This is a genomic window from Halosimplex rarum, from assembly GCF_047715405.1.
Classification (GTDB): domain Archaea; phylum Halobacteriota; class Halobacteria; order Halobacteriales; family Haloarculaceae; genus Halosimplex; species Halosimplex rarum.
Genome location: NZ_CP180412.1, coordinates 509,180 through 534,634, shown reverse-complemented (window position 1 = coordinate 534,634; position 25,455 = coordinate 509,180). Strand labels below are relative to the sequence as shown.

Below are 25,455 nucleotides of genomic sequence, written 5' to 3'. Positions count from 1 at the left end.
GTCGTACATGCAGGTTAATCAAAAAGTTTAACAGAAATATTATTCAACTGTTCCACAGTGAAGCTCTCCATCGTCGTCCCGGTATACAACGAATACGGCAACCTCATGGACCTACACGGCGAGATCGCGGAGACGCTCGGCCGCCACTACGAGGACTGGGAGATCATCTTCGTCGACGACGGTTCGACGGACGGGAGCTACGACCGACTCGCGGAACTGTCCACCCGGGACCGCCGCGTCAAAGTGATCCGGTTCCGCGGGAACTTCGGCCAGAGCGCGGCCCTCGACGCGGGGATTCAGGCGGCCAAACACGAGGTGATCGTGACGATGGACGCGGACGGGCAGAACGACCCCGCCGACATCCCCCGACTGGTCGACCGGCTGGAAGAGGGGTACGACTGCGTCGCCGGCTGGCGGAGAGAGCGAGACGACCCGCTCGGGAAGCGAGCAGCCTCCCGCTTCGCCTACTTGCTCAGACGATTCGTGCTCCGGACGGAGATGCACGACTTCGGCTGTACGCTCAAAGCGATGCGATCCCGAGCAGCGAAGGAGCTCACGCTGACCGGGGAGATGCACCGATACATCCCGCCGCTTCTGACCTGGCGGGGCTACAGCGTCGACGAGATCGAGGTCAACCACCGAGAGCGGCGACACGGTGACACCAAGTATGGGATCGGGCGACTGCCGAAGGGATTCATGGACCTGGTGAACGTCTGGTTCTGGCAGCGTTACTCCGGGCGCCCGCTGCACGTCTTCGGCGGGCTCGGGATCATCTCGGGCGTCGTCGGCGGGTTGGCCGGCCTCTACTCGGTGTATCTCAAACTGGCGGTCGGACAGAGCCTCTCGGACACCGCAGTTCCGCTGTTCGCGGCGTTCATGTGCCTGCTCGGGTTACAGTTTTTCATGTCGGGTATTCTCGCAGATATCGGCATCAAGAACTACTTCGAACTCCGGGACGACCGCGGTTATCGGATCGAATCCGTGCTCGACGGTGGAGAGCCGGTTGGTGACGGAACCGACCGCGAACAGGCCGCTACCCCGTCGAAACGCCGATAACCGCGGACTCGTTCGACGGTCTCACTTCACGCCCACGACGTGAATCTCCGACCGGCTATCGGTTCTACTTGTCAGTCCGTCCGATACCAGAGGAGCCTGTTCATCGAGAACGTGCCGAAGAAAACGAGGGCGCTCCCGACGAACCAGGCCAGGGGGTACCAGACGTCGACGGCGAGCAGTCCGAGGTAGATGCCGTAGTTGACGAGTTTGCCGACGCCCATGATGCCGTAGTAGCTGAGGCCACGCTTGAGGAGGCCGGACTGGGAGTTCGACGCGTCCGCGTCGGTGAACACCCACCAGTTCGTCAGCGCGAAACTCCCCAGCAACACGGTGAGCGTCGAGACGATCGCGGCGTACCGCTCGGGTATCGTTCCGGTCTCGACGAGGACGTACAGGAGTGCGAGGTTGGCGACGAGACCGCTCCCGCCCGTGATCGCGAACTTGACGACCTCTTCGAGGAGGTCGCTGCGGTCCGCGACGAACGCCGGCAGGACGGAGCGCTCGTCAGAATCGGCGGCAGTCACGCGTTACAGGGTCATCGGCGCTCGGTCAGAATAGTGTTACTATCGATTCCGGGCCGGTTCAGGACCCGCAGTTCGGGGCATCGGCCGATTCGACGTACAGTTCGGCATCGTGCGTTCGATAGAAGTCGTCGCCGGTGGGGCAGTAGTTCGCCTCGACTGCCCGAGCGAGCGCGGGGCTCCGGTCCAGCAGCGTCCGCGTTCGCGGCCCGACGACGACGTACGGGACGCGGCCCGCTTGCACGTCGGAGAGCACCTTCGCCTCGACCAGGTCGGCGGCGGGCGTTCTGGTGGTGTGTTTGAGCAGCCAGAAGCCGCGGGAGAGGTCACCGGCCAGCCGCCGGTCGCCGTCGGTGACGTACAGCGCGTCGGCCGTGAGGACGCGGTCCCCCGACGCGGTCCGTTCGTCGAGGTCCGCACCGGCGGCCTGGACGTCGGAAACGGTCTCTAATCCCGAAGTCCCCTCTCCCAGCGCCGCTCGCGCCGGGAGAAACGGCACCGAAGCCACCGTCGCGACCACGACTGCGACGGCGAGGACGACGCCAGCGAGCGAGAGTCGACGCTCGGTCCATCTGCCGGCGTCGAGCGACACCGCGACCGCGACGCCAGCGAGGACCGCGACGTACGGTAGCAGGTCCAGCATGTACCACACCGAGACGGGACTGTCCCGGTAGAGGTAGCCGCCGACCACGAACGCGACGACCAGCGCCGGCAGCGCGAGTCGCTCGTCGAACGACCACTCGCCGACGTGCGCCGGCCCGCTCCAGACGACAGCGACGCCGCCGAGCACGACCGACGCCGGGAGCACGACGAGCAGCGGACTGGCCTCCGCGTGTCGGGCGAACAGCACGCCGCCAGCGGCCGTCCCGCCCAGCAGCCCGACCACGAGTGCGACCGGGACGAGGCGGCGGACGGGCTCCCCCGCGTACCGGTCGGTCGCCGACCGTAGGTAGACGAGGAACGGGAGCATCGCCGGCAGCGAGACGACCGCCGACCACATGACCACACGGACCGTCCCGCCATCACAGCCCTGGCAGACGGCCGACAGCAACCCGCCGGCGTTCTCCTGGCCCGTCTCGGCGCCCGTCGTGAGCGACTGCTCTATCCACGCGACGTTCCCGGCGCCCGTCCCGATGAAACTGCTGAGCGCGTGTTGCACGGCGACCGGACGGACCTGCCCGAGGTCCGGCCAGGCGATGGCGACGTATCCGAACGCGACGGCCAGGGACGTTCCCGCGAACACCGCGACCCCGGCGGCGAACAGGGCCGGCACCTGTCGGTCGTGGCGAGTGAGCCGATAGTAGGACACGACGAGTCCGACGGCCACGAGGTGGACGAGGACGACCCGGCGGACGAGGAATCCCGCGCCGACGAACGCGCCGGCGAGCGCCGCTTCTCCGTAGGCGATACGTTCACCGTCGAACGCCCGCACGGCGAGTATCAACGCGGTGATCCCGAAGAGCTGGGCGAGTAGTTCCGTCTTGACCGGGACGCCGTAGACGTACGCGACGGGCGTCCCGAGGAAGAGAGCCGCGCCGGCCAGCCCGGCTCGCCGGGAGTGGAGCTGCCGCGCGAGGACGAACACGGCGACGCCGAGGAGCGCCGACACCGCGATCATGAACAGGCGCGCCCCGAGGATGCGGCTCTCCCCGCCGACGAGCGCGAGCGCTCCCGCGAGCAGGTAGTGGAACAGCGGCGACCGCGTGGGGTAATCGACGATGGGCGTGTTTCCGAGGAGGATCATCCGCGCATCGTAGACGAACAGCCCCGCGTCGCTGCTCACCGCGATCAGGTCGAGGAGGAGGAGTCGCAGACAGACCCCGGCCAACACGATGGACAGCAGCGGCCTCGCTGTGACAACCTCGCGGACTTTCGTCCAGGGGACCATATTCACTACCACGTGATTTTTCACAGTCTCGTATAACTCGTGTGGTTGCTAGCGCTCGGTACCCAGTTACGTGCCGGCGACCCAGTCGGGCGCCGCAGAAGGAGTCGGTGGCGGGAGTCGAACGACCGACGGGCGACGGTCGAGCGGGAAGCGGACTGCTTCGGATTCGCTCGCTCCGCTCTTCACGCCAGTCCGTCGGAGAAGTGAAGCCGGTGGAGGGATTGTGAACGACGCCCGAGAACCTGTACTTCGCGCAGAACCTCGGTCTCGTTCAAATCCCTCTGTGGCTTTCGCTGCTCACGTTCGTTCCCAGCAGGAAGCCGGTGGAGGGATTTGAACCCTCGGCCTAATCCTTACGAAGGATTCGCTCTAGCCAGTCTGAGCTACACCGGCGCGTGCGGCGACGCGCCGCCTCGCTTCAGTTCAACGTAGCGCCGATAACCGCAATAAGGATTGCGAATCGGGCCGACTCTGTGACGGCGACTCACTCCCGCACCAGCCGGACGTCGAGGCAGACGTTCACCTCGTGGGGCGCGTACGACCGGACGATGTGGCGCGTCTCGACGCTCACGTCGTATTCGGGCTCGGCCGCTTCGCGGATCGCCCGCTCGCCGGGTCCGAACGGGTCGTCCTCGTGTTGGATGTCGTAGTAGTGAACGACGCACTCGTCGCTCGCCAGCGCGACGCTAGCGTCGAGGAACTCGTCGGCGCTGTGGGGCAGATTCATCACCAGCCTGTCCGCCCACCCCTCGTAGTCGTCCGCGACCGTGCGCACGTCACCACAGATGGCCGTCACGCGGTCCGCGACGCCGTTCCGCTCGGCGTTCTCGCGGAGGTACTCGATCGCGGCCTCGTTGATGTCGACGCCGACGGCCGTCGCCCCGCGCTTCGCGGCGGGGATCACGAACGGTCCGACGCCGGCGAACATGTCGAAGAATTGCTCGCCCTCCGCCACCTGCTCGGTGACGCGGTGGCGCTCGGTCGCGAGCCGCGGCGAGAAGTACACTGTGGCGAGGTCGAGCGCGAACTCGCACCCGTACTCGCGGTGGACCGCTTCCGTGCTCTCGCCGGCGAGGACCTCCCAGTCGCGGACCCGTTCGGTGCCCTTGACCTTCGACGCGCGGTTCACGACCGTCTTCACCGGCAGGTCCGACTCGACGATGGCGTCGGCGAGTTCACGTGCCCGGTCTGGGTCGTCCTCGTCGACGATGATCACGTCGCCGAGTCGCTCGTAGGTCGGGTCGAACGAGAGGTGGTCCGCCGGCATCGTCTGCGTCTCCCGCGGTTCGACCGTTCGGGTGACGACCTCGAACTCGTCGGGGACGGCGGTCTCGTCGCTGACGGGGACGAAGAGAGCGCCGTCGGCAACCTCGATCTCGTAGTCTTCGGCGATCAGGTCGGCCTCGGCGAGGCGCCGACGCGTCGCTTCGCCGTCCTCGCGGGGCACCCGAACGCAGGAGACGTCCATACCACCGGTAGGTCGGCGTCGAGCGGTAAGCCTGACGCTTCCGTCCAGCGGACGGCACGACTGGTGCTCCCCGCCGTCGGTTCGGGGGGCTTAATCCCCTCGGCGAGAGACCTGCAGTATGCTCACTTTCGTCGGACTCGGACTCTACGACGAGCGTTCGGTCACCGTCGCCGGCCGTGACGCGATCCGGTCGGCCGATCGCGTCGTCGCCGAGTTCTACACCAGCAAGCTCGCCGGCGCGACCGTCGACGACCTCGAAGCCTACCACGATACCGAGATCGAAGTCCGCGACCGCGCCGGCGTCGAACAGACCCCGGACGACGTCCTCGACGACGCCGCAGACGCCGACGTGGTCTTCCTCACCGCCGGCGACACGATGATCTCGACGACCCACACGGACCTCCGCCTCCGCGCACACGACCGGGGGGTCGAGACCCGCGTCGTCCACGGGACGACCGCCCAGGCCGCCGCGAGTTCGCTCACCGGCCTGCAGAACTATCGCTTCGGCAAGGCGACGACGCTCCCGTTCGAGCGGTCGCACGCCGGCGAGGCGCTCCCCGAAAGCGTTCTGGACACGATCGACGACAACCGGGACCGCGGCCTCCACACCCTGGTCTTCCTCGATATCGACGCCGAACGCGACGACTACATGCGCGCCAACGCGGCCGCCGCCCGCCTCGCAGCCGCCTACGACGACGTCCTCGGCGTCGTCGTCGCGCGGGCGGGGAGTCCCGACCCCGTCGTCCGTGCCGACCGTCTCTCCGTACTCTCCGAGGGATCGTTCGGCGACCCGCTCCATCTGCTCGTGATCCCGGGCGACCTCCACCTCATGGAGCGCGACGCGCTCGCCGAACTCGGCGACGCGCCGACCGAAGCGCTCGACGAGCTAGTCGTCTGACGCTGTCTCCGCGCCGCCGTCGGCGGCGACCGGCGGCGCCTCGAGCGCCGTCCGGAGGTCGTACTCCGAGCCCGTGACGACGAACAGCAGGTCCTCGATGATAGCCAGAATCTCCGGGAGTTCCCGGACGACCAGATACGTGACGCCCACGAGCGCCACGACCGAGAGGCTCTGGGCGATGATGCGGTCGGCGACGAAATACGACACTCGCGGGAGGGCGTCGCTCCCGAACATCGTCAACACCAGGTCGGGAAACACGTGGAGGTACTGCTCGCCGAACGTCACCCCGATGAAGACGTTCCGGAAGAGATTGAGCACGTAGATAACCGGCAGTGAGACGGCCAGCGCGCGGAACTTCCGGCGCCACGGCGCCTCCACTGCCGCGATCAGCCCCGCGAAGATCGACATGCTCCCGATACCTGTACAGGCGAGGAGGATCGTGTACGTGATCCGGTGGTTCGCGTCGCCCTCGGTGTACGGCAAGTCGTTCACGAAGACGAACGTGTTGCGATACGGATCGGGGTCGACGCCGGGGAGGTCGAGCTGCGCTCCGTTGGCGACCTCCGGATGGTGACCCGTCAGGCCCATCAGGAACTCGGTCTGGCGCGTAACCGTCTCGACGAGGAGCTGTCGGAGAATTGGGATGGACTCGAACGGGAAGAACACCACACCCATCAGCAACACCGCACGCGAGAGCACGAACAGCGAGTCGCGCCCCTCCCAGAGCAGGTATCCGACGTAGAAGGCCGCCGGAACGGCGACGACCGACCCGATACCTTCGATGATGCTCTTCTGGACGAACGCGAAGTGGTAGATGAGGCTGAACCAGAAGACGCCGAACAGCCCCCAGCCCACGACGCCGGCGTACCGCGCCACCTCGCGCTCGCCGTGCCAGTGGAGTACGGCGGTGACGAGAAACGCCGCGAGGACCAGCCACGCCAGCGGGTCGGAGAACTGCGTGGCCCATTCCAGTCCCGCGAGTAGCCCGTCTATCATCTGTCTGTCTCCACCTATTGCGATCGCGGCTATATGCTTTGTCGTTACGTGTCCGTCACGCGCACGAGCGGGCATCGAAAACAGACTATCGCACAGCTGCCGCTATCGGAATAGCGTCGAAAAAATATCGAGTGAATCGAGTCGGGCGTCAGCCCGATGGTTCTGCCTTAGTCGCGGCGGCGCGCCGTGAGGAGCGCAGCAGCGAGCAGGGCGATGAGCGAGACAGCGACACCGAAGCCGGGACCGTCAGCCGTGGTCGTCGGTTCGGGCGTGTCGTCGCCACCGTCGCCACCGTCACCGCCGTCGTCAGCTTCCGTCGGCGTCGGCGTGTCCGTCGGCGTCGCCGTTGCGGTCGGCGTCGCCGTCGGCGTGTCCGTCGGCGTCGGAGTTGCCGTCGGGGTGGCGGTCGCGGTCGGGGTCGGCGTCGCGTCGCCGACAGTGACTTCCGCGCTGTCGGTCACGGTCGTGCCGTTGACCGAGTACGGGGCGTCAGCCTCGGGGAAGTCGTAGAGGTTGTTGGAGTTGTCGTCGAGGTGCGGCATGGCGACCAGCGTGGTCGTCTCGTTGACGGGCGTGTCGAGGTCGATACGCACGTTCGAGTGCGTACCGGCGCCGAGGTAGCCGCTGGTGCCGATGACGTCGCCGCTCGCGCTACCCGAGTGGATGGCGACGAAGCCACCGTCGGAGAGCGTGACGGACTCGACGCGAACTTCCTGGTTCTCCTCGGAGACCGACTGGTCACTGAAGGTGACCGACGAGGTCGGCTCGGCGAGGATCATCCCGTCGTACGGGCCGCCAATACCGTCGCCGCCGCGGCGGATGTTGACGGTGAAGTTGATGCCTGCACCGCGCTCGCTGAAGTCACCGGTGGCAGCGAAGGTGCGGTCTTCGCTGACGTGGGTGTTCAGCGTGGTCAGGAACGGACTCGTGTCCGACTGACTGTTGATGCGCAGGCCGAGCTTCGTACCCGGAGCGACGTTCGTGTCGCCGCGGATGGTCTGCTCGTCCTGGTTGCGGATGACGACTTCGTCGTCCGCGTTCGTGTTCAGCGACGCTTCAGCGTCGTAGTAGGTCCACTCGGAGCTGACGGTGCCGCCACCGTCACCGCCGAGGACCGGACCGATGGAACCGTACTCTTCGAAGCTGAAGTACGCGTCCCACGTGTCGCCGTCCTTGAGGTCGCCCTCATCCACACCGCCGAGCTTCACGGCGATGTAGTACGTGTCGTTGTCGTAGTCCGGGATGACAAGCGTGTTGTCAGTGTTCAGGTCGAAGGTGCGGCGGTCGCGGTTCGGACCGGGCTCCTTCTCCTGGAAGGTCGCGTTGAACGCGGCCAGTTCGTTGTCCGCGTTGTAGTGCGACTCTTCGTTGAGGAACGCCTGCGTGATGTTGGTGTCCTCGTCCGTGCGGTTCTCGAGGATACCTTCCAGGCCCGAGGCGGAGACCTGGTGAACGATGAGTTCACCGTTGGTCACCTGGTCGGTCTGGGTGAGGTTACCGTCGATGTCGTCGTCAGTGTTGTCCGTGTTCTCGTCGATGAACTCGAGGTCGACCTCGTCCGTTTTACCGGACGGAGCGACCCACACGGTCGAACTCTCGGTCGAGCGAGAGTTGATCGACACCGCACCGACGTCGTCTTCGTCGACGTCAGTCAGGTTGTACTGGTAGTCGACGAGGCGGTCGTCTTCGTCGTTGGCGACCACTGCGAGGTCGTAGGACGCGGCGTCGATGGTGGCGGCGCTAGCGTAGTGCGTGCTGTTAGCCGGCAGGTCTTCGACGCTGTCGACCTGACCCCATTCGTCGGGGAAGTCGGGGTTGTCCTCGTCGTCGTAGTAGTCGTAGGTGGCCTGTCGGAGATCGCTGACGAAGTCACCGCTCTCGCCACCGAACGTGGTGACGTTGTCGGCACCCTCTGCCGTGAAGATACGGTCAGAGATGTTCGTGCCGGACATGTACGTGTTCCACTCGAGGACGACCTCGCCGTCGCCGTCCTCGTCGGCGACCGTCACGTTCGTCACGTAGTTCGTCTCGCCCTTGCTACCGATCGAGACGGTAGCCTGGGCGCCCTCGTCGCTGTTCTGCAGGTTGATCGGGATCTCGACGACGTCACCGCGCTCTTCCTCGAAGACGCCGCCACCGAAGGAGGCGGAGTCAGCGGACGGGAACTCGTCGACCGAGAACTCGCCAGCAGTGACGTCGACGCCGGTCTTGACGTCGGTCACGGTGACCTCGTAGTCACCGGCGTCAATTTCGCTCGGTTCGTACGAGTAGCTCGCGTCGACAATATCACCGGCGTTGTCGAGGCGGGCTTCCTCGAACTTCTCCGAGGGGCCGTCGATAGTGACTGCGAGTCGGGAGTTGCCGCGGATGGCTTCCCCGCTCACGTCGACTTCGACGTTCTCGTTGTGCTCGAACAGGCTACCGTCCTGGTCGAGGGTGGCCTCGAAGTCGAGGGAGTCGATCGTAATGTATCGGACCTTACGATCGCCCGTGTTCTCGATGTCCTGCGCACCGCTGTCCGGGTTGAACACCAGTCGGTAGGTGTCGCCCGAGGACAGCTCATCGGTGTTGAAAACGAAGCGCGCAGTGTCCTCGCCAGTCGACCCTTCCAGGACCGTGTTGTTGGTGTCCGCGTTCTGGAAGAGGAACGGCGTGTTGTCCGCGGAGCCGTCCGTGGCGGTAGACCCAGATGCGTCGATGGTCATCGGCGTACCCTGGTAGACGCGCTGGGCAGTGTCTTCGGTGTTGTGGCTGTCACCGGAGTAAGTGAGCACAGCAGCGGAGAGGTCAACCGTGACGTTCCCCGTGTTGTACACACCGGTGGACGACTCGGGGCTCTCGAGGTTCCGGAACTTCACCTTCACCTCGTCGGCCGGGCTCAGGTCGCCCCAGCCGTTGCCGGTTCCGAGAACCACCTCGGTGTTTTCGCCGGCGGGTTCGTTGGTGCTGACGTCGGTCAGGTCGAAGTCCGCAGATTCGTTCGTACTGTAGTTGACGAACTCACTGCTACCGGCGCTCCGGACGAAGACTTCGACGTCTTCCGCAGCGACGTCACCGTTTCCGTTACTCGATGCGACACCAGTACGGTTGAACTCAACCGTGATGGCGTTGTTGGACTCCGTGGCGCTCGTTACGCCGGGGTCCGTGTTAGCCGCAGCGGCTGTTCCTGCGAATGCGATGGAGCCTCCGAACACGGAGACGACCATCAGCACCGTCAGGAACAAACTGCGAAGTTTGTCGTTAGTTCCTGTCATAGTTTGTTGGATCTGCTATCAGCGGCCACAGCAACTTTCCTACCACGCGGACACGCGACCGGTAGTCGGCCGCGCCGAACCAGCAGTGGTGTACTCGATACTGCAGCCATGGGTAGGGGTACGGTATGAACCAGCGTCGGATGTTATAAATGTTTTGTGGTCACGGCACCGGGAGGAACGCCCGTCTCACCCCGTAGATCGGTCGGTAGAACGCGTATGTGACACATTCACGCACACCGAAATCGTGTCAGACTGTTGTCTGACGCGGGGCTGACGGACCGGGGTATTAAGTGTGGAAATCCCTCCGTAAGATGCCCTTACCGCACTGAGACAGTGGTGATACACGTCGACAAGTGTGGGGATCGGACACCGAGATCCGTTTCGACCTCCGGTTTCATTCCGGGTCGTCCAGAACGGGTCGCCTGCGGTTGGCGTTTCATTTACGATCGCCCGCCCGAAAAGACGGGGCAAAAAGGCGGCCGCTTACTTCGTTCGCGGTCCGTCAATCTCTTCTACGACGTGACGATCTCGACTTCGTGGCCGTCCGGGTCCTTGGTGAACGCGTAGTTGTTGTCGCAGCTCTCGGGGTCGCGGTAGTCCTCCGCTTCCCGGGTCATCAGCGACTCCCAGCCCTCGTCCAGGTCGTCGACGCGGACCGCGAGGTGCCCCCAGGCGTCGCCCAGTTCGTAGGTGCGCCCGTCGTAGTTGTACGTGAGTTCGACAGCCATGGCCTCCTCGGCGGCGTCCTCGGGCTTCATGAAGTAGTTCGCGAACGTGTCGGCCTCCCAGCGGCCCGTGTGTTCGTACTCGAACTTGCGGGTCCACCAGCCGAGGTGCTCGTCGGCGTCCTCGACGCGGACCATCGTGTGGTCGATGCTCCAGCGCGCCCCGAAGTCCCGCTCCACGATCTCGATCTCGTGTCCGTCGGGATCCTTGACGAAGGCGTACCCCGGGTTGTCCTCCGGTCGCCGGTAGTCCTCGACGCCCTCGTCCATCAGTTCGTAGTAGGCGTCGTGGACGTCCTCGACGCGGACGGCGATGTGGCCCCAGCCGTCGCCCATCGTGTACGACCGGCCGTCGTGGTTGTACGTGAGTTCGAGCAGCGCGCCATCGTCGTGGACGTCTTCGGGACCGAGGAAGACGTTCGTGAAGGTGTCGGCCTCCCAGCGACCCTTCTCCTCGTAACCGAGGTGTGTCTGATACCAGTCGAGCGACTCGTCGAGGTCTTCGACGCGCATCATCACGTGGTCGAGCGTTCCGTCCATGTCCGAAATCTGGGCAGCCAGTTCGAAAAGGATACCGAACCCGGAACTCAGGGCCGGCTCGTCCAGGCCGCCGCTCCGAGAACGGCCGCTCCCAAGGGGAGCGCGAACACGCCGGCCCGAGCGGAGGAGAATCCGACCGCGGCGTAGCAGACGTCGAACGCCGCCAGGGCGAACAGCCCGGCGGTCACGCGTCGGTCTTCGCGGTCGAGGCGTGCGAGCGCCGCGCTCGCGACGCCGGCACCGTAAAGCAGCGTCGCGATCGGCCACGCCAGAAGCGCCGGGGGGATGTCCCGCGTGTGCACGAAAACATAATGATACACCGAGGTCACCGACAGCGTCTCGGGCGCGACGAGCGCGACGGAGAACGTTAGACTGACGCCGCCCTCGTACGGGATCACCAGCCAGGGAACGAGACCTGCGGCGAGAACGGCGACGACTCGCGGTGTTACGGCTTCGGTCAGTCGGTGACCGGACCGGCGACTCATCGTGTCGTCAGGATACGGAGCACGTCCTCGTCGGCGAGTTCGTGGTCCATCCCGACCTGCTGTTCGTCGTGTTTGGCGCTCGGGCCGGAGACGCGGGCGAACCGGAAGCGCTCCTCGAACTCGCCGCCGAGCTTCTCGCAGGCGTCCTCGATGGTGTCGCCCTCGCGCAGGACGAGCGGTTCGTCGTAGTCCACGCCGCGGCCGGGCTTGTCCATGTAGATCCGGATGAGGCCGAGCTCCTCCCAGATCGCCTCCTTGAGCGCGTCGAGCCCCTTCTGTTCCTCGGCGCTGATGAAGATGGTCTCGTCGGGATCGATGTCGTGCTCGCGGAGTTGCTCGTTGACCGTGTCGAGGTAGTCTGGTTCGATGAGGTCGGCCTTGTTGACGGTGACCAGCGACGGAAGGTATTCGCGGTTGTCGAGCACGCCGTCGAGGAGGCGGTCGATGTCGACCTGCTCGCCGATGTTCACGTCCGCGTTGACGTACCCGCGCTCGCGCAGGACACTCTTGATCGTCTCTTCCTCGAGGTCCAGGTCGGCGCTAGAGGTGACGTGGATCCCGTCTTTGTGCTTCTTCCGCACGGTGATGCGCGGGGGTTCGGCGTCGATTCGGACCTTGTTGTTGTACAGTTCCTCCGAGAGGCGCTCGTACTGATCGATCTCGAAGACCGAGAGGACGAAGACGACCAGATCTGCCGTGCGGACCACTGAGAGTACGGCTTGTCCGTCGCCGCGCCCCTCCGCGGCGCCCTCGATGAGGCCGGGCACGTCGAGCATCTGGATGTTCGCGCCGTTGTACTGCAGCATACCGGGGTTGACGTCGAGCGTCGTGAACTCGTAGGAGCCGACCTCGCTCTCGGCGTTGGTGAGGGCGTTCAGGAGCGTGGACTTGCCGACGCTGGGGAAGCCGACCAGCGCAACGGTCGCGTCGCCGGTCTTCTCGACGGCGTACCCCGACCCACCGCCGGCCGACGACTGGTTCTCTAGCTTCTCCTTTTTCTCCGCGAGCTTCGCTTTCAGCCGACCGATGTGGCTCTCGGTGGACTTGTTGTAGGGCGTGGTCGCGATCTCCTCTTCGATCTCGCGGATCTCCTCTTCGAGCCCCATTAGCAGTGAGTCGGCAAGCGGTACCGAAAAAGGTGTTCTTCCGGACCGGTCGACGCCCCCGGACGCCGTCGCGGCCGCGCGACCTGTCGTGTCCGCGAGAACGGATTTCGCGAACGCATGAATCACTTCGACAAACTAATACGACGAGAGCCGAACAGGATCGATCATGTCTGACCCGACGCGACTCCGTGACAGCACGGAGATCCTCCTGCCGGCGGGCGCGGTCGACGGACTGCAGGACGACCTGGAGCAGCGGTTCACGCTGACGATCCGGGAGGAGGAGTGTCGGGTGCGCATCATCGGCAGCCCGGTCGAGATCAAAGGCGCCAGCGACTTTCTCGCGCGCAACGGGATCTCGGTCGCCTGAGCGACCGGCGGACCGACGGTCTCTCACCGAGCGGCCGACCGTGGATGATCTACCCGGAGGAGCTACGCCGAGCCGTCGGCCGTCGGGCCGTCGGTCGCCGAACCGGACCGGATCGCGTTCGCGAGGAGCGGCTGCATCAACCCGATCAGCGGCGCGCGCTCGTCGTCGGTCCAGACGGCGCTGTGGCGGTCGACGCCCGGCAGGTCGGTCTCGAGGTCCGAGCTGACGAGCAACTGGCTGCCGTCAGCCATGAGGATCGAGCTGATCTCACCGGGACGGATCGGGTGGTCCTCCCACCACGTCCACGTCTCGACGACGGTGGCCTCCGGCGCGACCTCGGCGACCGTCTCCCTGATCGCCCGGCTAGGGGACCCGACGGTGATCGCCACGCCGCGGTCGGCGGCGGCCGACAGCGACGCGCGCAGTTCGTCGGTCAGCAGGCTCTCGACGGCGACGACGACGAGGAGTTCGTTGGTCGCGTCGTCGGCGAGGCCGGCCAGGCGGTCGCTGACCGCGTCGTTCCCCTCGACGACCCAGACCCCGGCGCGTTCGTCGCGCGACTCCGGCGAGCGCAGCCGCGGGAGCAGCCCTTCGAGTCGGTCGAGTCGCTCGCCGTACTCCCGGCGGACAGTCTCGACAGCGTCTCGGGGGTCGGGAGCGCGGAACTGACGGGGCGTGGAGTCCTGGACGTCGGCGAGTCCGCGCTCTTGCAGGGACTCGACGCTGTCGTAAACGCGCGGGCGCGGCACGTCGGCCACCTCGGCGAGTTCCCGGGCGGTGCCGTGGCCGATGCGCGTCAGCGCGACGAAACACTTCGCCTCGTAGGTCGTCAGCCCGAACGTCTCCAGTAGCGACGTCGTCTCGGCGACGATGTCGTCTCCGTCGGGGCCGGCGGCGGACTCGTCGTTCGACATGGATTCGGGGGGTCTCTCAGCGGACATTGAACGGACGGAGGGATAACGGTGGCCGTTGACGCCGGTCGGCCACCGGTCGGCGCGAGCGGTCGGTCCGCGCGGTACCGCCGGCGACAGGTGCGGGGTCTCCGGTTGACCAGGTGGGGGCCACGTCAGGCGACCTGGTCGGCCGCATCGAGCAGTTCGGTGTAGCGGTCGCGGATCGTCACCGCGGAGACGTCCGCGGCGTCGGCGACCTCGTGCTGGGTCACGTCGACGTTCGTCAGCCGCCCCGCCGCGTAGATGGCCGCGGCGGCGAGACCGACCGGGTTCTTGCCCGAGTGGACCGCCTCCCGTTTGCCGGCGGCGAGCAGTTCGACGGCGCGCTGTTTCGTCTCCTCCGGGAGCTCGAGATCCGAAGCGAGGCGGGGCACGTACTGCTCGGGGTCCGTCGGTTCCATCGCGAGTTCGAGTTCGCGAGCGATGTACCGGTACGCGCGCGCGAACTCCTTGCGTTCGACTCGGCTGACCGTTTCGAATTCGTCGAGCGTGCGCGGGACGCCCGCCTGTCGCGCGCCCGCGTATAACGATCCCGTCGCCATCGCCTCGATCGATCGGCCCGGGACGAGCTCCGCGTCCAGCGCGCGCCGGTAGATGACGCTCGCCGTCTCGCGGGCGTCTTTCGGAAGGCCGAGTGCGGAGGCCATCCGGTCGATCTCGCCGAGTGCCTGCTTCAGGTTGCGGTCCTGCGCGTTCTGTGAGCGGAAGCGTTCGTCCCACGTGCGCAGGCGCGACATCTGTTCGCGCTTCTTCGCCGAGAGGGCCTGGCCGTTGGCGTCTTTGTTCTGCCAGTCGATGACCGAGGACAGGCCCTTGTCGTGGAGCATCCCCGTCGTCGGCGACCCGACGCGACTCTTCTCGGCTTTGTCCCTGGCGTCGAACGACCGCCACTCCGGACCGCGGTCGACGACGTCCTCTTCCAGGACCACGCCGCAGTCCCGACAGACCGTCTCCCCGCGCTTCTCGTCGGTGATGCCCGTCGCGCCGCATTCGGGACACTCGTTCCGTTCGCGCTCGCCGTCGGTCCCCTCGCGTTCGTCCGCGGACTCCTCGCCCTCGCGTTCGAATGGCTGGACGTGGCGGTCCGAAACTCGCTGGTTCGTGCTTGTCATTGTGGTCCCGGGCCGACGGCGTGTCCCACCGGCCCGTGTTCTGCATTCGACCCTTGGTATTGAGCACTGAAATAGGTATTGACGAGTTGTTACGGTAGTAGTTACATCAGGTGCGGCCGAGCGCGAGACGCCAGTCGGGGGTCACGTCTCCGTCGGGGAGGGTTCGGTGTCTGAGCCGACGGTTGTTGATAGTGGGGCCGAAGGATAATGGGGGCGATACCCCACATGTGTCAGTGTGGCACGGAGCGTCCGGGAAAAGCAATTCTTAAACCCGCCCCGACGGTTTCGTCGTGTATGGCTGGAACTATCGAAGTGCTCGTTCCCGGCGGGCAGGCCAACCCGGGCCCGCCCCTCGGACCGGAGCTCGGTCCGACTCCCGTGGACGTGCAGGCAGTCGTCCAGGAGATCAACGACCAGACCGAAGCGTTCGACGGCACGGAAGTGCCGGTCACCATCGAGTACGAGGACGACGGTTCGTTCTCGATCGAGGTCGGCGTCCCGCCGACGGCCGAACTCATCAAGGACGAGGCCGGCTTCGAGACGGGCAGCGGCGAACCCCAGGAGACCTTCGTCGCCGACCTCTCGGCCGATCAGGTCAAGCAGATCGCCGAGCAGAAACACCCGGACCTGCTCGCCTACGACCTGAAGAACGCCGCGAAGGAAGTCGTCGGGACCTGCACCTCGCTGGGTGTTACCATCGAGGGCAACAACCCCCGCGAGTTCAAAGAGCGGATCGACGAGGGCGAGTACGACGACGTCTTTGCGGACGAGGCCGCAGCGTAAGCGGCTTCGAGGCGACCGCTCGAAAATCGGCCGATCCGACTTTCTTCCGCGTTTTCTCGGTCTGTAGCTGTGCCCGGGCTGGTACGGAGTGACGGCCTTCGTTCGCTTCGACGGGTTTAAGTTTCGCATCGGCGTTCCCACAGGTGAGACAGGCTTTGCCTGTTTCACTGACCCGTAGGAGCCGTTGGCGTACTACGGAGGTGAACAATGGCAGATCAGGAAATAGAGAACGCAGTAACTCGTGCACTCGAGGACGCACCGCCCCGGAACTTCCGGGAGACGGTCGACCTCGCGATAAATCTGCGCGACATCGACTTAGACGATCCGTCGAACCGCGTCGACCAGGACGTGGTCCTCCCGTCCGGGACCGGACAGGAGACCAAGATCGTCGTGTTCGCGGAGGGCGAGACCGCCCTGCGCGCCGAGGACGTTGCCGAAGAGGTCCTCGATAGCGACGATCTGGCCGACCTGGGAGACAACGACAACGAGGCCAAGGACCTGGCCGACGAGACCGACTTCTTCCTCGCAGAGGAGAGCCTCATGCAGGACATCGGTCGCTACCTCGGGACCGTACTCGGTCCGCGCGGGAAGATGCCCGACCCCCTCGCACCCGACGACGACGTGGTGGAGACGGTCGAGCGTCTGAAAAACTCCGTGACCGTTCGGAGCCGCGACCGGCGTACGTTCCACACCCGCGTCGGCGCCGAGGACATGTCCGCCGAGGACATCGGCGACAACATCGACGTCATCCTCCGGCGCCTCCACGCGGACCTCGAGAAGGGTCCACTCAACATCGACTCCATCTACGTGAAGACGACGATGGGGCCGGCAGTGGAGGTCGCCTGATATGAGCGCAGAACGCAAGACAGAGACCATCCCGCAGTGGAAGCAGGAGGAGGTCGCCGACGTCGTCGAGATGATCGAATCGTACGACAGCGTCGGCATCGTCGACATCACCGGCATCCCCTCCCGACAGCTCCAGGACATGCGCCGGGACCTGTACGGTACCGCCGAACTGCGCGTCTCGCGCAACACGCTCGTCGAGCGCGCGCTCGAGGAGGTCGACGACGGCCTCGAAGTCCTGACCGGGTACGTCTCCGGACAGGTCGGCCTCATCGGCACCAACGAGAACCCGTTCGGGCTCTTCCAGCAGCTGGAAGCGTCGAAGACGCCGGCGCCGATCAACGCCGGCGAGGTCGCCCCGAACGACATCGTCATCCCGGAAGGCGACACGGGGATCGACCCCGGGCCGTTCGTCGGCGACCTCCAGCAGGTCGGCGCCGACGCCCGCATCCAGGAGGGCTCGATCCAGGTGCTGTCGGACTCGACGGTGCTGGAGACCGGCGAAGAGGTCTCGACGGATCTCGCGAACGTCCTCAACGAGCTGGGCATCGAGCCCAAGGAAGTCGGGCTGGACCTGCGCGCCGTCTACGCGGACGGCGTGCTGTTCGAGCCCGAGGAACTCGAACTGGACGTCGAGGAGTACCAGGCGGACATCGAGGCGGCGGCCGCGCGCGGTCGCAACCTCGCCGTCAACGCCAGTTACCCGACGGACCAGACCGCTCCGACGCTGCTCCAGAAGGCTCGCGGCGACGCCAAGAGCCTCGGCCTCCAGGCCTCCATCGAGAGCCCGGACCTGGCCGACGACCTCGTCTCGAAGGCCGACGCGCAGGTGCGCGCGCTGGCGGCGCAGGTCGACGACCCCGAGGCCCTGCCGGAGGAGCTGCAGGACGTCGAGCAGCCCGCGGACGAACAGACTGACGACCAGACCGACACCGAGGAGTCCGCCGACGAGGACGCCGAATCCGAGGCCGACGAGGCCGCGGACGAGGACGACGATGACGACGACGAGGACGCCGGCGACGCACTCGGAGCCATGTTCTAACAACAATGGAATACGTTTACGCAGCACTCATCCTGAACGAGAACGACGAAGAGATCAACGAAGAAAACCTGACCGACGTGCTCGAGGCCGCGGGCGTCGACGTGGAGGAGTCCCGCGTCAAGGCGCTCGTCGCGGCGCTCGAAGACGTCGACATCGACGACGCCGTCGAGCAGGCCGCCGCAGTCCCCGCCGCGACCGGTGGGTCCGCGGGCGGCGCCGGCGGCGAGACCGAAGCGGCCGACGAGGGCGGCGACGACGAAGCCGAGGAAGCCGACGCCGACGAAGGCGGCGACGACGACGACGACGAGGACGACGAGGCCAGCGGCGAGGGCCTCGGCGAACTCTTCGGCTAACGCCGGCCGCGAACTTCTCCGATTTATTCCGTTCCCGAGCCGCTGCACCCGGTAGACGGCCGACGACCGCGGTCGATCGGACCGCGACAGAACGATGTACCTCGCGCGAGAGTTTATAAGCCATCGCGGGTCCACTCCGTCGCGATGGACCCGCTCGGCGTTCGCGTCGTCCTCGCGCCCCGGCAGACGCTGCTGTTCTGCGGGTTCCTCGCCGGTGGGGTCGCGCTCGGGACCGTCAGCGGACTGACGCCGGGGATCCACGCCAACACGTTCGCGCTCCTGCTCGCCGGGGTCGCGCCCTCGGTTCCCGGTCCCGTTCGGTACGTCGGCGCGGCCATGCTCGCCGCCGGGACGGTCCACACGTTCCTCGACGTCGTTCCCGCGCTCGCGCTCGGCGTGCCCGACCCCGCGATGGCGAGCTCCGCGCTCCCGGGTCATCGGCTGGTTCTGGCCGGGCGCGGCCGGGAGGCGTTGCGGCTGTCGGCCATCGGGAGCGCGGGTGCCGTAGTGATCGCCGCCCCGCTCGCGATCCCGATGACTCGCGCGATGACCGCCATCTATCCGACGCTCCGGGCGCACCTGCCGTTGCTGTTGGGGGGTGTCGTGGTCGTGCTCGTCCTCACGGAGGCGACGGATCTCGGGCGTCTGGGTGCCGCGCTGTCGGTCGGGGCCAGCGGTGCGCTCGGAATCCTGGTGCTGGACCTGCCCGCCGGCGGGCTGGTGGACTCGGGCGGCATGCTCGCGCCGATCTTTACGGGCCTGTTCGGCGCGCCGGTCCTGCTCGACGCGCTGACCGGCGAGGGCGTGCCGGAACAGGAGGAAGCGAACGTGAGCGCGTCTCGGCGATCGATCGCGGGACTCGCGCTGATCGGCACGCTTTCGGGCGCCGTCGTGGGCTACGTCCCGGGCGTATCGAGCGCCATCGCGGCGACGGTCGCCCTGCTGGCCGTCTCCGGCGACGGCCCGCGTGCGTTCGTGGTGACGACCAGCGGCGTGAACACGGCGAATACGATTTTTGCGCTTCTTGCACTGGTCGCGCTCGGAACCCCACGAACCGGCGTGATGGTCGCCGTCGACGAGGCCGGCGTGCCCCTCGACCTCCCGCTCATGCTCGGGAGCGTGTTGGCGGCCGCGGCCGCCGGCTTCGTCCTCGTGGTCACCCTCGGCGACGGGTACCTCCGGCGGGTCGGCCAGGCCGATTACACGAAGCTGTCCGTCGGCGTGTTGTGTCTCGTGCTGGTCGTTATTCTCACGTTGACCGGGCCGCTCGGCGTCGGGGTGTTCGGTCTGTCCACGCTCGTCGGATTGGTCCCCGTCAAGTTCGGCGCTCGTCGGGCGTCGCTGATGGGTGTGTTGCTGGTTCCGCTGATGATCGGGGTGTGAGACTCAGCTGATCTGATTGCGGACGATCGTATCCGACGAAAGCCCTCGACGGGCTCGCGGTCGCTGCACGGGATATCCTCGCTGCGCTCGGATAGTGCCCGTGCAGGCGACTCCGTTCGCTCCGCTCACCTCGAGCCCGCCTCGCCCTTTCAGTCCGCCAGGGACAGCGACCGCACAGCACCGCCAACAGCCTCACACCTCCCCAACCGATTCCCTCGGTCGCTACGCTCCCTCAGTTATCCCTCGCACGATGCTGTCGCGCGACGAGACGCGCGACAGCGCGCGCCACGGTGGAAAAATCAGTATCAGCGACTCAGACACCGTCGAGGAAGTTCCGGATGACGTCGTGGCCGACGGCGGTGAGCACGGACTCGGGGTGGAACTGCACCGCCTCGATGGGGTGCTCGCGGTGGCGGATCCCCATGACGAGGTCGACGGTCCCACCGTCTTGGGTCTCGGCCTCGGTCGTCGCGGTCACCTCGAAGCAGTCGGGCACCTCCGTGGCGACGAGCGAGTGGTAGCGGCCGCCCTGGAAGCCCTGGTCGAGGCCGGTGAAGACGCCCTGACCGTCGTGGTCGACGGGGAAGGCCTTGCCGTGGATCGGTTCGGGCGCGCGCCCGACTTCGCCACCGTAGGCGTAGACGGCGGCTTCGAGGCCGAGGCAGACGCCCAGCGTCGGCACCTCGGGGCTCACCTCGGTGAGGACGTCGTTCGTCACGCCCACGTCGCGGTCGTTCTCCGGGTGGCCCGGGCCGGGGCTGACGACGATGGCGTCCGGGTCCGCGGCGCGCACGTCGTCGAGCGAGGCCGTGTTGCGGACGACCTCGGTGTCGGCGTGCTCGCTGACGTACTCGACGAGGTTGTAGGTAAAGGAGTCGAAGTTGTCGACGAAGAGCACGTCGGCACGCTCGGTCCGCTCGTGCTGGCCGGCGCTCATCGGGACACCTCCTCGGCCCCGACGGCAGTATCGCGCTCGTCCGCTGCTTCGCCGGCCGCGTCGTCGACCTCGATGGCGTCGAGCGCGTCGAGGACGCCACCCATCTTCTTCTCGGTCTCCTCGTACTCGCTGGTCGGGTCGCTGTCGGCGACGATACCGGCGCCGGCCTGGACGGTGACGCGGTCGGTCGCCCCTGGCGCGACGGAGTCGACGTCGATATCGGCGCCGTAATCGCTGTCGAGGTCTTCGACGGTTGCGGTCCGGATGACGATGCAGAGTTCGGCGTCGCCGGTCCACGTGAAGTAGCCGACGCCGCCGCCGTAGGGGCCTCGCGGCGACAGTTCGAGATCGTCGATGATCTCCATGGCGCGGATCTTCGGCGCGCCCGACAGCGTACCCGCGGGGAAGGAAGCGCGGGTGGCGTCGAACGCGTCCGAGTCCGCGGCGAGCGTGCCCGTCACGGTCGACTCGATGTGCTGGACGTGGCTGTACTTGAGCACGCTCATGAACTCCTCGACGCGGACGCTCCCGGGCTCGGACACCCGGCGTACGTCGTTGCGCGCGAGGTCGACGAGCATCGTGTGCTCGGCGCGTTCCTTCCCGTCGGCGAGCATCTCGCCGGCGAGGCGGCGGTCCTCGACGGGGCTCGTCCCGCGCGAGCAGGTGCCCGCGATGGGGTTCGAGAGCACCTGGTCGCCGCGGACGGCGACGAGCGTCTCGGGGCTCGCACCGATGATGCTCAGCCCGTCGTAGTCGAGGACGTACATGTACGGCGAGGGGTTGACCGACCGGAGCGACTCGTAGAGGCCGAGCGGATCGACGTCGCCGTAGAGCTCGCGCGTACGCGAGATAACTCCCTGGTAGATGTCGCCGGCGAGGACGTGTTCCTTGGCAGTCTCGACGGCCTGCTCGTACTCGTCCTGCGGACCCGCGTCCTCGTGTTCGCGGACGAACCCACCGGTCTCCAGGTCGCCGGCGCCCGCGAGGAGGGCTGCGACGCGTTCGACTTCGGCCTGCAGTTCCTCGTAGCGCGCGGCGGCGTCGTCGCCGGGTTCGAGGATCGGTGTGAGGACGAGCGAGACGGTCCCCTCGACGTCGTCGAAGACCAGCGTGCTCGTGGTGAGGACGAACTGGGCGTCGGGGAACCGCGAGTCGGGACGGTCCAGTCCGACCTCGTCGAGCCAGAGGTCGTAGACGGCGTCGTAGGCGAGGAAGCCGACGAGGCCGCCCTCGAAGTGCTCGCGGTCCATGTCGGGGAACCCGCGCCGCTCCACGTCGGGCATCGACCCGCGGACTCGGTCGAGGACGTCACCGCCGTTCACGTCGAAACACGTCTCGTAGCGGTCGTCGAACACGTCGACGGTCGCGTCGTCGGCGTCGACGGTCACGACCCCCTTCGGATCGTAGCCGACGAACGAGTAGCGGGCGTGGCGGTCGTCAGTCGTCGGCGAGAACGCTCCATCTGGATCGCTGGAGGCGACCTTCTCGGCGCTCTCCAGCAGGAAGGTGTAGTCGGCGCCCTCGACGTCGGTCGTCCGGCCCGACAGCGCCGCGTACGCCGCCAGCGGTTCGAGGTCGGTGTCGAGTTCGGCCGCCGCGCGGACGACGACCGGTTCGTCGGCGTCGGCCAGTTCGACGAACTCCTCCTTCGAGTGGTCCAGCGTAGGTCCGCTCATGCGGTCGTCACCTCCCGAGCCCCGTTCGCGACGAACCGCTCGATCGCTTCGGGGTCTTTCTCGCCGCCGACGCGGTCGCCGGCGTCGTCGACCCGCTCGACGCCCGTCGCGACGTCGACGCCGTAGGGACGAACCGTCTCGACGGCTTCGGCGACGTTGCCGGGCGTGAGCCCGCCCGCGAGGATCACCGGAGCAGCGAGGTCGGCGACGATCTCGCGGGTGCGCTCCCAGTCGTGGGTCTCGCCGGTGCCGCCGCCGCCCTCGGCGTCGACCGAGTCGACGAGCAGGGCGTCGGCCGCGTCGGCGTACGCCGTGACGTCGTCCGCGTCGGCGTCGACGGCCGCGACGATATCCTGACTCAGTCGGCGACCGAGCGCGCCGAGTTCGCTCGGCGAGAGCCCGCCGTGGACCTGCACGGCGTCTGGCCCGAGGGATTCGACGAGTTCGACCGCGTCGTCGACGCCTTCGGGCATCGTGACCAGCACACCGGTGACCAGCGGCGGGACGCCGTCGAGCAGATCCGCGGCGGTCTCCTCGTCGACTTCCCGGGGGGTGTCCACGGGGACGTCGCAGATGACGCCCACGGCGTCCGCGCCGGCGGCGACGACCACGTCGCGGTCGGTCGCGCTGGTGACCCCGCAGATCTTGACGCGCGTGCTCGACCGCGGCCCCCGGTTCGAGTCGCTCACGCCGCTCATCGGCCCCCGTCGGTGGCGACGCGGGCGCTCACTTCGCGCAGGTCGTCCAGTTTCGCGGCGGCGTCGCCGGAGTCGATGGCGTCGGCGGCGGCCGCGACGCCCGCTTCGAGCGAGTCGGCCTGCCCGGCGACGTACACCGCGGCGCCAGCGTTCGCGAGGATGATGTCCCGCTTCGCGCCGGTGACCGTCCCCTCGACGATGCCCCGCAGGTCGGCCGCGTTCTCCTCGGGCGTACCGCCCGCGACGGCGTCGATGTCGTGGGTCTCCAGCCCGAGGTCCTCGGGCGTGATCGTGTACTCGGTGACCTCGCTCCCCTCGACTTCGGCGACGGTCGTCTCGTCGTGGACGGTGATCTCGTCCATGCCGGAGCCGTGGACGATCAGCGCGTGGTCGACGGGCATCTCCGCGACGGCGCGGCCGATCAGTCCGACGAGGTCGTGGTCGAAGACGCCCATGATCTGCGCGTCGGCGCTCGCGGGGTTGGTCAGCGGGCCGAGCACGTTGAAGATAGTCCGCATCCCGAGTTCGCGGCGCGGGCCGATGACGGCCTTCATCGCCGGGTGGAACGCCGGCGCGTGCATGTAGCCGATGCCGGCCTCCTCGACGGTCGCCTCGACGGCCTCGGGCTCGGTGTCCATGTCCAGCCCGATCGCTTCGAGCACGTCCGAGCTCCCCGACGACGAGGAGACGGAGTAGTTGCCGTGCTTGGCGATCGGCACGCCCGCGCCGGCGGCGACGATGGCGCTCGTCGTCGAGACGTTGATCGTGCTGTAGTCGTCGCCTCCCGTGCCGCAGGTGTCGACCAGCGGCGACCGGTCGGGGTCGATCGTCCGCGCGGCCTCGCGCATCCCCTGTGCGAAGCCGGCGATCTCGGCCTCCGTCTCCCCCTTCGCGCGCAGTGCGGCCAGTAGTGCGCCGATCTGTGCCTCCGTGGCCCCGTCGAAGACGGCCGTCGCCGCCTCTCGGGCCTCTTCCAGCGTCAGGTCCTCCCCGTCCGTGACTGATTCGATGTATCCTTCCATGAGTGCCACCGATGGACTGTTCCGTAGTACGATGAACAAATAAGTACATTCACTTAAGGATATCGGGACCTGGCGCGTGACGGCAGACCCGGGGCGGGGCGGGGCGGCGCGGTCGGCTCGGTCCGCGCTGCCGCCACGGCGGGGGCTTTAACTGCCGTTGCCGAGCACTACCCCCTATGAGTCACAGAGACGCCGTCCGCGAGCGGCTCGACGCACTGCTCGCCGACCGCGACCTCGAAGCTGTCTGGTTCGCGCGACCGAACTCCTTCACCTGGGCGACTGGCGGCAACAACGTCGTCGCGCGCGAGGCCGACCTCGGCGTCGCCGCCGCCGGCTACGACGGCGAGGATTTCACCGTCGTCACGGACAACATCGAGGCCCCGCGGCTGGCCGACGAGGAACTGCCCGACGACGTCACCGTCGCGCAGGCCGACTGGTTCGAGGCCGACCTCGACGAGGCGGTCGCCGACGTGAGCCCGACGCCGGCCGCTGCGGACTTCGACGTGCCCGGGTTCGAAGACGTCGACCCGACCCCGCTCCGTCAGCCGATGACCGAGCGGGACGTCGAGAACTACCGGTCGCTCGGCGAGGAGGCGGCCGAGGTCCTCGAAGCCGTCGTCCGCGAGGCCAGCCCCGACGACGAGGAGCGCGAGGTCGGCGGTCGGCTGCGCGACCGGCTGTTCGCCCGCGGCATCGAGTCGCCGGTCGTCCTCGTCGGGAGCGGCGAGCGCTGTCAGCAGTACCGCCACTACACGACGGGCGACGCCGAACTCGGCGAGTACGCGCTCGCCTCCATCACGGCCGTCCGCGACGGCCTCCACGCGAGCGTCACCCGCTGCGTCGCCTTCGACCCGCCGGAGTGGCTCGACGACCGCACCGAGGTCGCCATGCGCGTCGAAGCCAGCGCCCTCGCGGCGACCCAGCGAGTCGGCCGGGAGGGCGGCACGGCCAGCGACGTCTTCTCCGCCATTCAGGACGCCTACGCCGAGGAGGGCTACGAGGGCGAGTGGCGCAACCACCATCAGGGCGGCGCCGCGGGCTACGCCGGCCGGGAGTGGTTCGCCAATCCGACGGCCGACGACCCCGTCCACCTGCCGATGGCGTACGCCTGGAATCCCACCGTCCAGGGCGCCAAGAGCGAGGACACGCACCTCGTCACCGAGGACGATATCGAACTGCTGACCGGCACCGGCGACTGGCCGACCGAGACCGTCGAACCCGTCGGCGACGGCCCCGCCATCGAGCGCCACGCCGTCCTCCACCGCTGACCGGCGCGGGTCGAACGGAACAGTCGACGCTTCTCGCTCTCGTTCGTCGCGACTCTCCCGTAGCTACTGCTCTCGACAGTC

At 67.2% G+C, this 25,455-nt stretch carries 23 protein-coding genes and 1 tRNA gene; 9 read left to right on the top strand and 15 right to left on the bottom strand.

What is annotated here, in order from left to right; all coding sequences use genetic code 11:
* Positions 1-57: 57 nt before the first annotated feature.
* Positions 58-1,056, top strand: coding sequence for a glycosyltransferase family 2 protein (locus ACMGFH_RS02530; protein ID WP_415381200.1), 999 nt, complete (start codon positions 58-60; stop codon positions 1,054-1,056).
* Between the two features lie 71 nt (positions 1,057-1,127).
* Here ACMGFH_RS02530 and ACMGFH_RS02525 read toward each other — a convergent pair whose 3' ends face one another.
* The 4 genes from ACMGFH_RS02525 to ACMGFH_RS02510 form a co-directional block, all read right to left on the bottom strand.
* Positions 1,128-1,580, bottom strand: a complete 453-nt coding sequence (locus tag ACMGFH_RS02525; protein ID WP_415381199.1) for a GtrA family protein — start codon at positions 1,578-1,580, stop codon at positions 1,128-1,130.
* Positions 1,581-1,638: 58 nt separating this feature from the next.
* Positions 1,639-3,465 carry an ArnT family glycosyltransferase gene (locus ACMGFH_RS02520; protein ID WP_415381198.1) on the bottom strand — a complete coding sequence of 609 codons (1,827 nt, stop codon included), beginning with the start codon at positions 3,463-3,465 and terminating at the stop codon, positions 1,639-1,641.
* Positions 3,466-3,783: 318 nt separating this feature from the next.
* Positions 3,784-3,858: transfer RNA gene (locus tag ACMGFH_RS02515), tRNA-Thr, on the bottom strand.
* Positions 3,859-3,949: 91 nt separating this feature from the next.
* Positions 3,950-4,933: a class I SAM-dependent methyltransferase gene (locus ACMGFH_RS02510; protein ID WP_415381197.1), complete on the bottom strand. Its 984-nt coding sequence runs from the start codon at positions 4,931-4,933 to the stop codon at positions 3,950-3,952.
* A gap of 118 nt (positions 4,934-5,051) precedes the next feature.
* Here ACMGFH_RS02510 and dph5 point away from each other — a divergent pair, with 118 nt between their 5' ends.
* Positions 5,052-5,831 (top strand): diphthine synthase, encoded by a 780-nt coding sequence (gene dph5, locus ACMGFH_RS02505; RefSeq protein ID WP_415381196.1) that lies wholly within the window; start codon positions 5,052-5,054, stop codon positions 5,829-5,831.
* On the opposite strand, the gene artA is transcribed toward dph5, so the two are convergent.
* From artA to ACMGFH_RS02480, 5 genes are all read right to left on the bottom strand, one after another.
* A complete protein-coding gene (gene artA / locus ACMGFH_RS02500; RefSeq protein ID WP_415381195.1) occupies positions 5,820-6,827 on the bottom strand; it encodes an archaeosortase A in 1,008 nt (335 codons plus the stop codon). The two genes, dph5 and artA, sit on opposite strands and share 12 nt — an antisense overlap.
* 167 nt (positions 6,828-6,994) lie before the next feature.
* Entirely contained in the window at positions 6,995-10,081 is a 3,087-nt protein-coding gene (locus ACMGFH_RS02495) for a BGTF surface domain-containing protein (RefSeq protein WP_415381194.1), read from the bottom strand.
* Positions 10,082-10,593: 512 nt separating this feature from the next.
* Positions 10,594-11,346 (bottom strand): VOC family protein, encoded by a 753-nt coding sequence (locus ACMGFH_RS02490; RefSeq protein WP_415381193.1) that lies wholly within the window; start codon positions 11,344-11,346, stop codon positions 10,594-10,596.
* Positions 11,347-11,393: 47 nt separating this feature from the next.
* A complete protein-coding gene (locus tag ACMGFH_RS02485) occupies positions 11,394-11,831 on the bottom strand; it encodes a TIGR04206 family protein (RefSeq protein ID WP_415381192.1) in 438 nt (145 codons plus the stop codon).
* The gene (locus tag ACMGFH_RS02480; RefSeq protein ID WP_415381191.1) at positions 11,828-12,937 is read right to left on the bottom strand and encodes an OBG GTPase family GTP-binding protein; all 1,110 of its coding nucleotides are present in this window, start codon (positions 12,935-12,937) and stop codon (positions 11,828-11,830) included. Before ACMGFH_RS02480 ends, ACMGFH_RS02485 begins: the two co-directional genes overlap by 4 nt.
* 166 nt (positions 12,938-13,103) lie before the next feature.
* On the opposite strand from ACMGFH_RS02480, the gene ACMGFH_RS02475 reads away from it, so the two are divergent.
* On the top strand, positions 13,104-13,304 hold the full coding sequence (locus tag ACMGFH_RS02475) for a hypothetical protein (RefSeq protein ID WP_415381190.1): 201 nt from the start codon (positions 13,104-13,106) through the stop codon (positions 13,302-13,304).
* Positions 13,305-13,366: 62 nt separating this feature from the next.
* On the opposite strand, the gene ACMGFH_RS02470 is transcribed toward ACMGFH_RS02475, so the two are convergent.
* Together ACMGFH_RS02470 and ACMGFH_RS02465 are read right to left on the bottom strand one after the other, a co-directional pair.
* A complete protein-coding gene (locus tag ACMGFH_RS02470) occupies positions 13,367-14,218 on the bottom strand; it encodes a TrmB family transcriptional regulator (RefSeq protein WP_415381189.1) in 852 nt (283 codons plus the stop codon).
* A 152-nt stretch (positions 14,219-14,370) separates the two neighbouring features.
* A complete protein-coding gene (locus tag ACMGFH_RS02465) occupies positions 14,371-15,369 on the bottom strand; it encodes a transcription initiation factor IIB (protein WP_415381188.1) in 999 nt (332 codons plus the stop codon).
* 294 nt (positions 15,370-15,663) lie between these two features.
* Here ACMGFH_RS02465 and ACMGFH_RS02460 point away from each other — a divergent pair, with 294 nt between their 5' ends.
* The 5 genes from ACMGFH_RS02460 (at position 15,664) to ACMGFH_RS02440 (ending at position 19,773) form a co-directional block, all read left to right on the top strand.
* Positions 15,664-16,152, top strand: a complete 489-nt coding sequence (locus ACMGFH_RS02460; RefSeq protein ID WP_415381187.1) for a 50S ribosomal protein L11 — start codon at positions 15,664-15,666, stop codon at positions 16,150-16,152.
* A gap of 207 nt (positions 16,153-16,359) precedes the next feature.
* Positions 16,360-16,998 carry a 50S ribosomal protein L1 gene (locus ACMGFH_RS02455; RefSeq protein ID WP_415381186.1) on the top strand — a complete coding sequence of 213 codons (639 nt, stop codon included), beginning with the start codon at positions 16,360-16,362 and terminating at the stop codon, positions 16,996-16,998.
* A 1-nt stretch (position 16,999) separates the two neighbouring features.
* Complete coding sequence (locus tag ACMGFH_RS02450; protein WP_415381185.1) at positions 17,000-18,037, top strand: 50S ribosomal protein L10; 1,038 nt, start codon at positions 17,000-17,002, stop codon at positions 18,035-18,037.
* A gap of 5 nt (positions 18,038-18,042) precedes the next feature.
* Positions 18,043-18,390, top strand: coding sequence for a 50S ribosomal protein P1 (rpl12p, locus tag ACMGFH_RS02445; RefSeq protein WP_415381184.1), 348 nt, complete (start codon positions 18,043-18,045; stop codon positions 18,388-18,390).
* A 144-nt stretch (positions 18,391-18,534) separates the two neighbouring features.
* Positions 18,535-19,773, top strand: a complete 1,239-nt coding sequence (locus ACMGFH_RS02440; RefSeq protein ID WP_415381183.1) for a tripartite tricarboxylate transporter permease — start codon at positions 18,535-18,537, stop codon at positions 19,771-19,773.
* Between the two features lie 313 nt (positions 19,774-20,086).
* Here ACMGFH_RS02440 and trpG read toward each other — a convergent pair whose 3' ends face one another.
* From trpG to trpD, 4 genes are read right to left on the bottom strand one after another with little or no spacing between them, the layout of a single operon-like run.
* Entirely contained in the window at positions 20,087-20,710 is a 624-nt protein-coding gene (gene trpG / locus ACMGFH_RS02435; protein ID WP_415381182.1) for an anthranilate synthase component II, read from the bottom strand.
* The gene (gene trpE / locus ACMGFH_RS02430; RefSeq protein WP_415381181.1) at positions 20,707-22,386 is read right to left on the bottom strand and encodes an anthranilate synthase component I; all 1,680 of its coding nucleotides are present in this window, start codon (positions 22,384-22,386) and stop codon (positions 20,707-20,709) included. Before trpE ends, trpG begins: the two co-directional genes overlap by 4 nt.
* Positions 22,383-23,084, bottom strand: a complete 702-nt coding sequence (locus ACMGFH_RS02425) for a phosphoribosylanthranilate isomerase (protein WP_415381180.1) — start codon at positions 23,082-23,084, stop codon at positions 22,383-22,385. Before ACMGFH_RS02425 ends, trpE begins: the two co-directional genes overlap by 4 nt.
* The gene (gene trpD, locus ACMGFH_RS02420; RefSeq protein WP_415383302.1) at positions 23,081-24,106 is read right to left on the bottom strand and encodes an anthranilate phosphoribosyltransferase; all 1,026 of its coding nucleotides are present in this window, start codon (positions 24,104-24,106) and stop codon (positions 23,081-23,083) included. The genes ACMGFH_RS02425 and trpD overlap by 4 nt, the downstream gene beginning before the upstream one ends.
* Before the next feature lie 176 nt (positions 24,107-24,282).
* Here trpD and ACMGFH_RS02415 point away from each other — a divergent pair, with 176 nt between their 5' ends.
* Complete coding sequence (locus tag ACMGFH_RS02415) at positions 24,283-25,374, top strand: M24 family metallopeptidase (protein ID WP_415381179.1); 1,092 nt, start codon at positions 24,283-24,285, stop codon at positions 25,372-25,374.
* The last annotated feature ends 81 nt before the right edge of the window (positions 25,375-25,455 follow it).

Coding starts and splice junctions, on each gene's coding strand:
- ACMGFH_RS02520 (WP_415381198.1), bottom strand. CDS start 3,465: ATGGTCCCCTGGACGAAAGTCCGCGAGGTTGTCACAGCGAGGCCGCTG.
- ACMGFH_RS02510 (WP_415381197.1), bottom strand. CDS start 4,933: ATGGACGTCTCCTGCGTTCGGGTGCCCCGCGAGGACGGCGAAGCGACG.
- dph5 (WP_415381196.1), top strand. CDS start 5,052: ATGCTCACTTTCGTCGGACTCGGACTCTACGACGAGCGTTCGGTCACC.
- artA (WP_415381195.1), bottom strand. CDS start 6,827: ATGATAGACGGGCTACTCGCGGGACTGGAATGGGCCACGCAGTTCTCC.
- ACMGFH_RS02495 (WP_415381194.1), bottom strand. CDS start 10,081: ATGACAGGAACTAACGACAAACTTCGCAGTTTGTTCCTGACGGTGCTG.
- ACMGFH_RS02490 (WP_415381193.1), bottom strand. CDS start 11,346: ATGGACGGAACGCTCGACCACGTGATGATGCGCGTCGAAGACCTCGAC.
- ACMGFH_RS02485 (WP_415381192.1), bottom strand. CDS start 11,831: ATGAGTCGCCGGTCCGGTCACCGACTGACCGAAGCCGTAACACCGCGA.
- ACMGFH_RS02480 (WP_415381191.1), bottom strand. CDS start 12,937: ATGGGGCTCGAAGAGGAGATCCGCGAGATCGAAGAGGAGATCGCGACC.
- ACMGFH_RS02475 (WP_415381190.1), top strand. CDS start 13,104: ATGTCTGACCCGACGCGACTCCGTGACAGCACGGAGATCCTCCTGCCG.
- ACMGFH_RS02470 (WP_415381189.1), bottom strand. CDS start 14,218: ATGTCGAACGACGAGTCCGCCGCCGGCCCCGACGGAGACGACATCGTC.
- ACMGFH_RS02465 (WP_415381188.1), bottom strand. CDS start 15,369: ATGACAAGCACGAACCAGCGAGTTTCGGACCGCCACGTCCAGCCATTC.
- ACMGFH_RS02460 (WP_415381187.1), top strand. CDS start 15,664: ATGGCTGGAACTATCGAAGTGCTCGTTCCCGGCGGGCAGGCCAACCCG.
- ACMGFH_RS02455 (WP_415381186.1), top strand. CDS start 16,360: ATGGCAGATCAGGAAATAGAGAACGCAGTAACTCGTGCACTCGAGGAC.
- ACMGFH_RS02450 (WP_415381185.1), top strand. CDS start 17,000: ATGAGCGCAGAACGCAAGACAGAGACCATCCCGCAGTGGAAGCAGGAG.
- rpl12p (WP_415381184.1), top strand. CDS start 18,043: ATGGAATACGTTTACGCAGCACTCATCCTGAACGAGAACGACGAAGAG.
- ACMGFH_RS02440 (WP_415381183.1), top strand. CDS start 18,535: ATGGACCCGCTCGGCGTTCGCGTCGTCCTCGCGCCCCGGCAGACGCTG.
- trpG (WP_415381182.1), bottom strand. CDS start 20,710: ATGAGCGCCGGCCAGCACGAGCGGACCGAGCGTGCCGACGTGCTCTTC.
- trpE (WP_415381181.1), bottom strand. CDS start 22,386: ATGAGCGGACCTACGCTGGACCACTCGAAGGAGGAGTTCGTCGAACTG.
- ACMGFH_RS02425 (WP_415381180.1), bottom strand. CDS start 23,084: ATGAGCGGCGTGAGCGACTCGAACCGGGGGCCGCGGTCGAGCACGCGC.
- trpD (WP_415383302.1), bottom strand. CDS start 24,106: ATGGAAGGATACATCGAATCAGTCACGGACGGGGAGGACCTGACGCTG.
- ACMGFH_RS02415 (WP_415381179.1), top strand. CDS start 24,283: ATGAGTCACAGAGACGCCGTCCGCGAGCGGCTCGACGCACTGCTCGCC.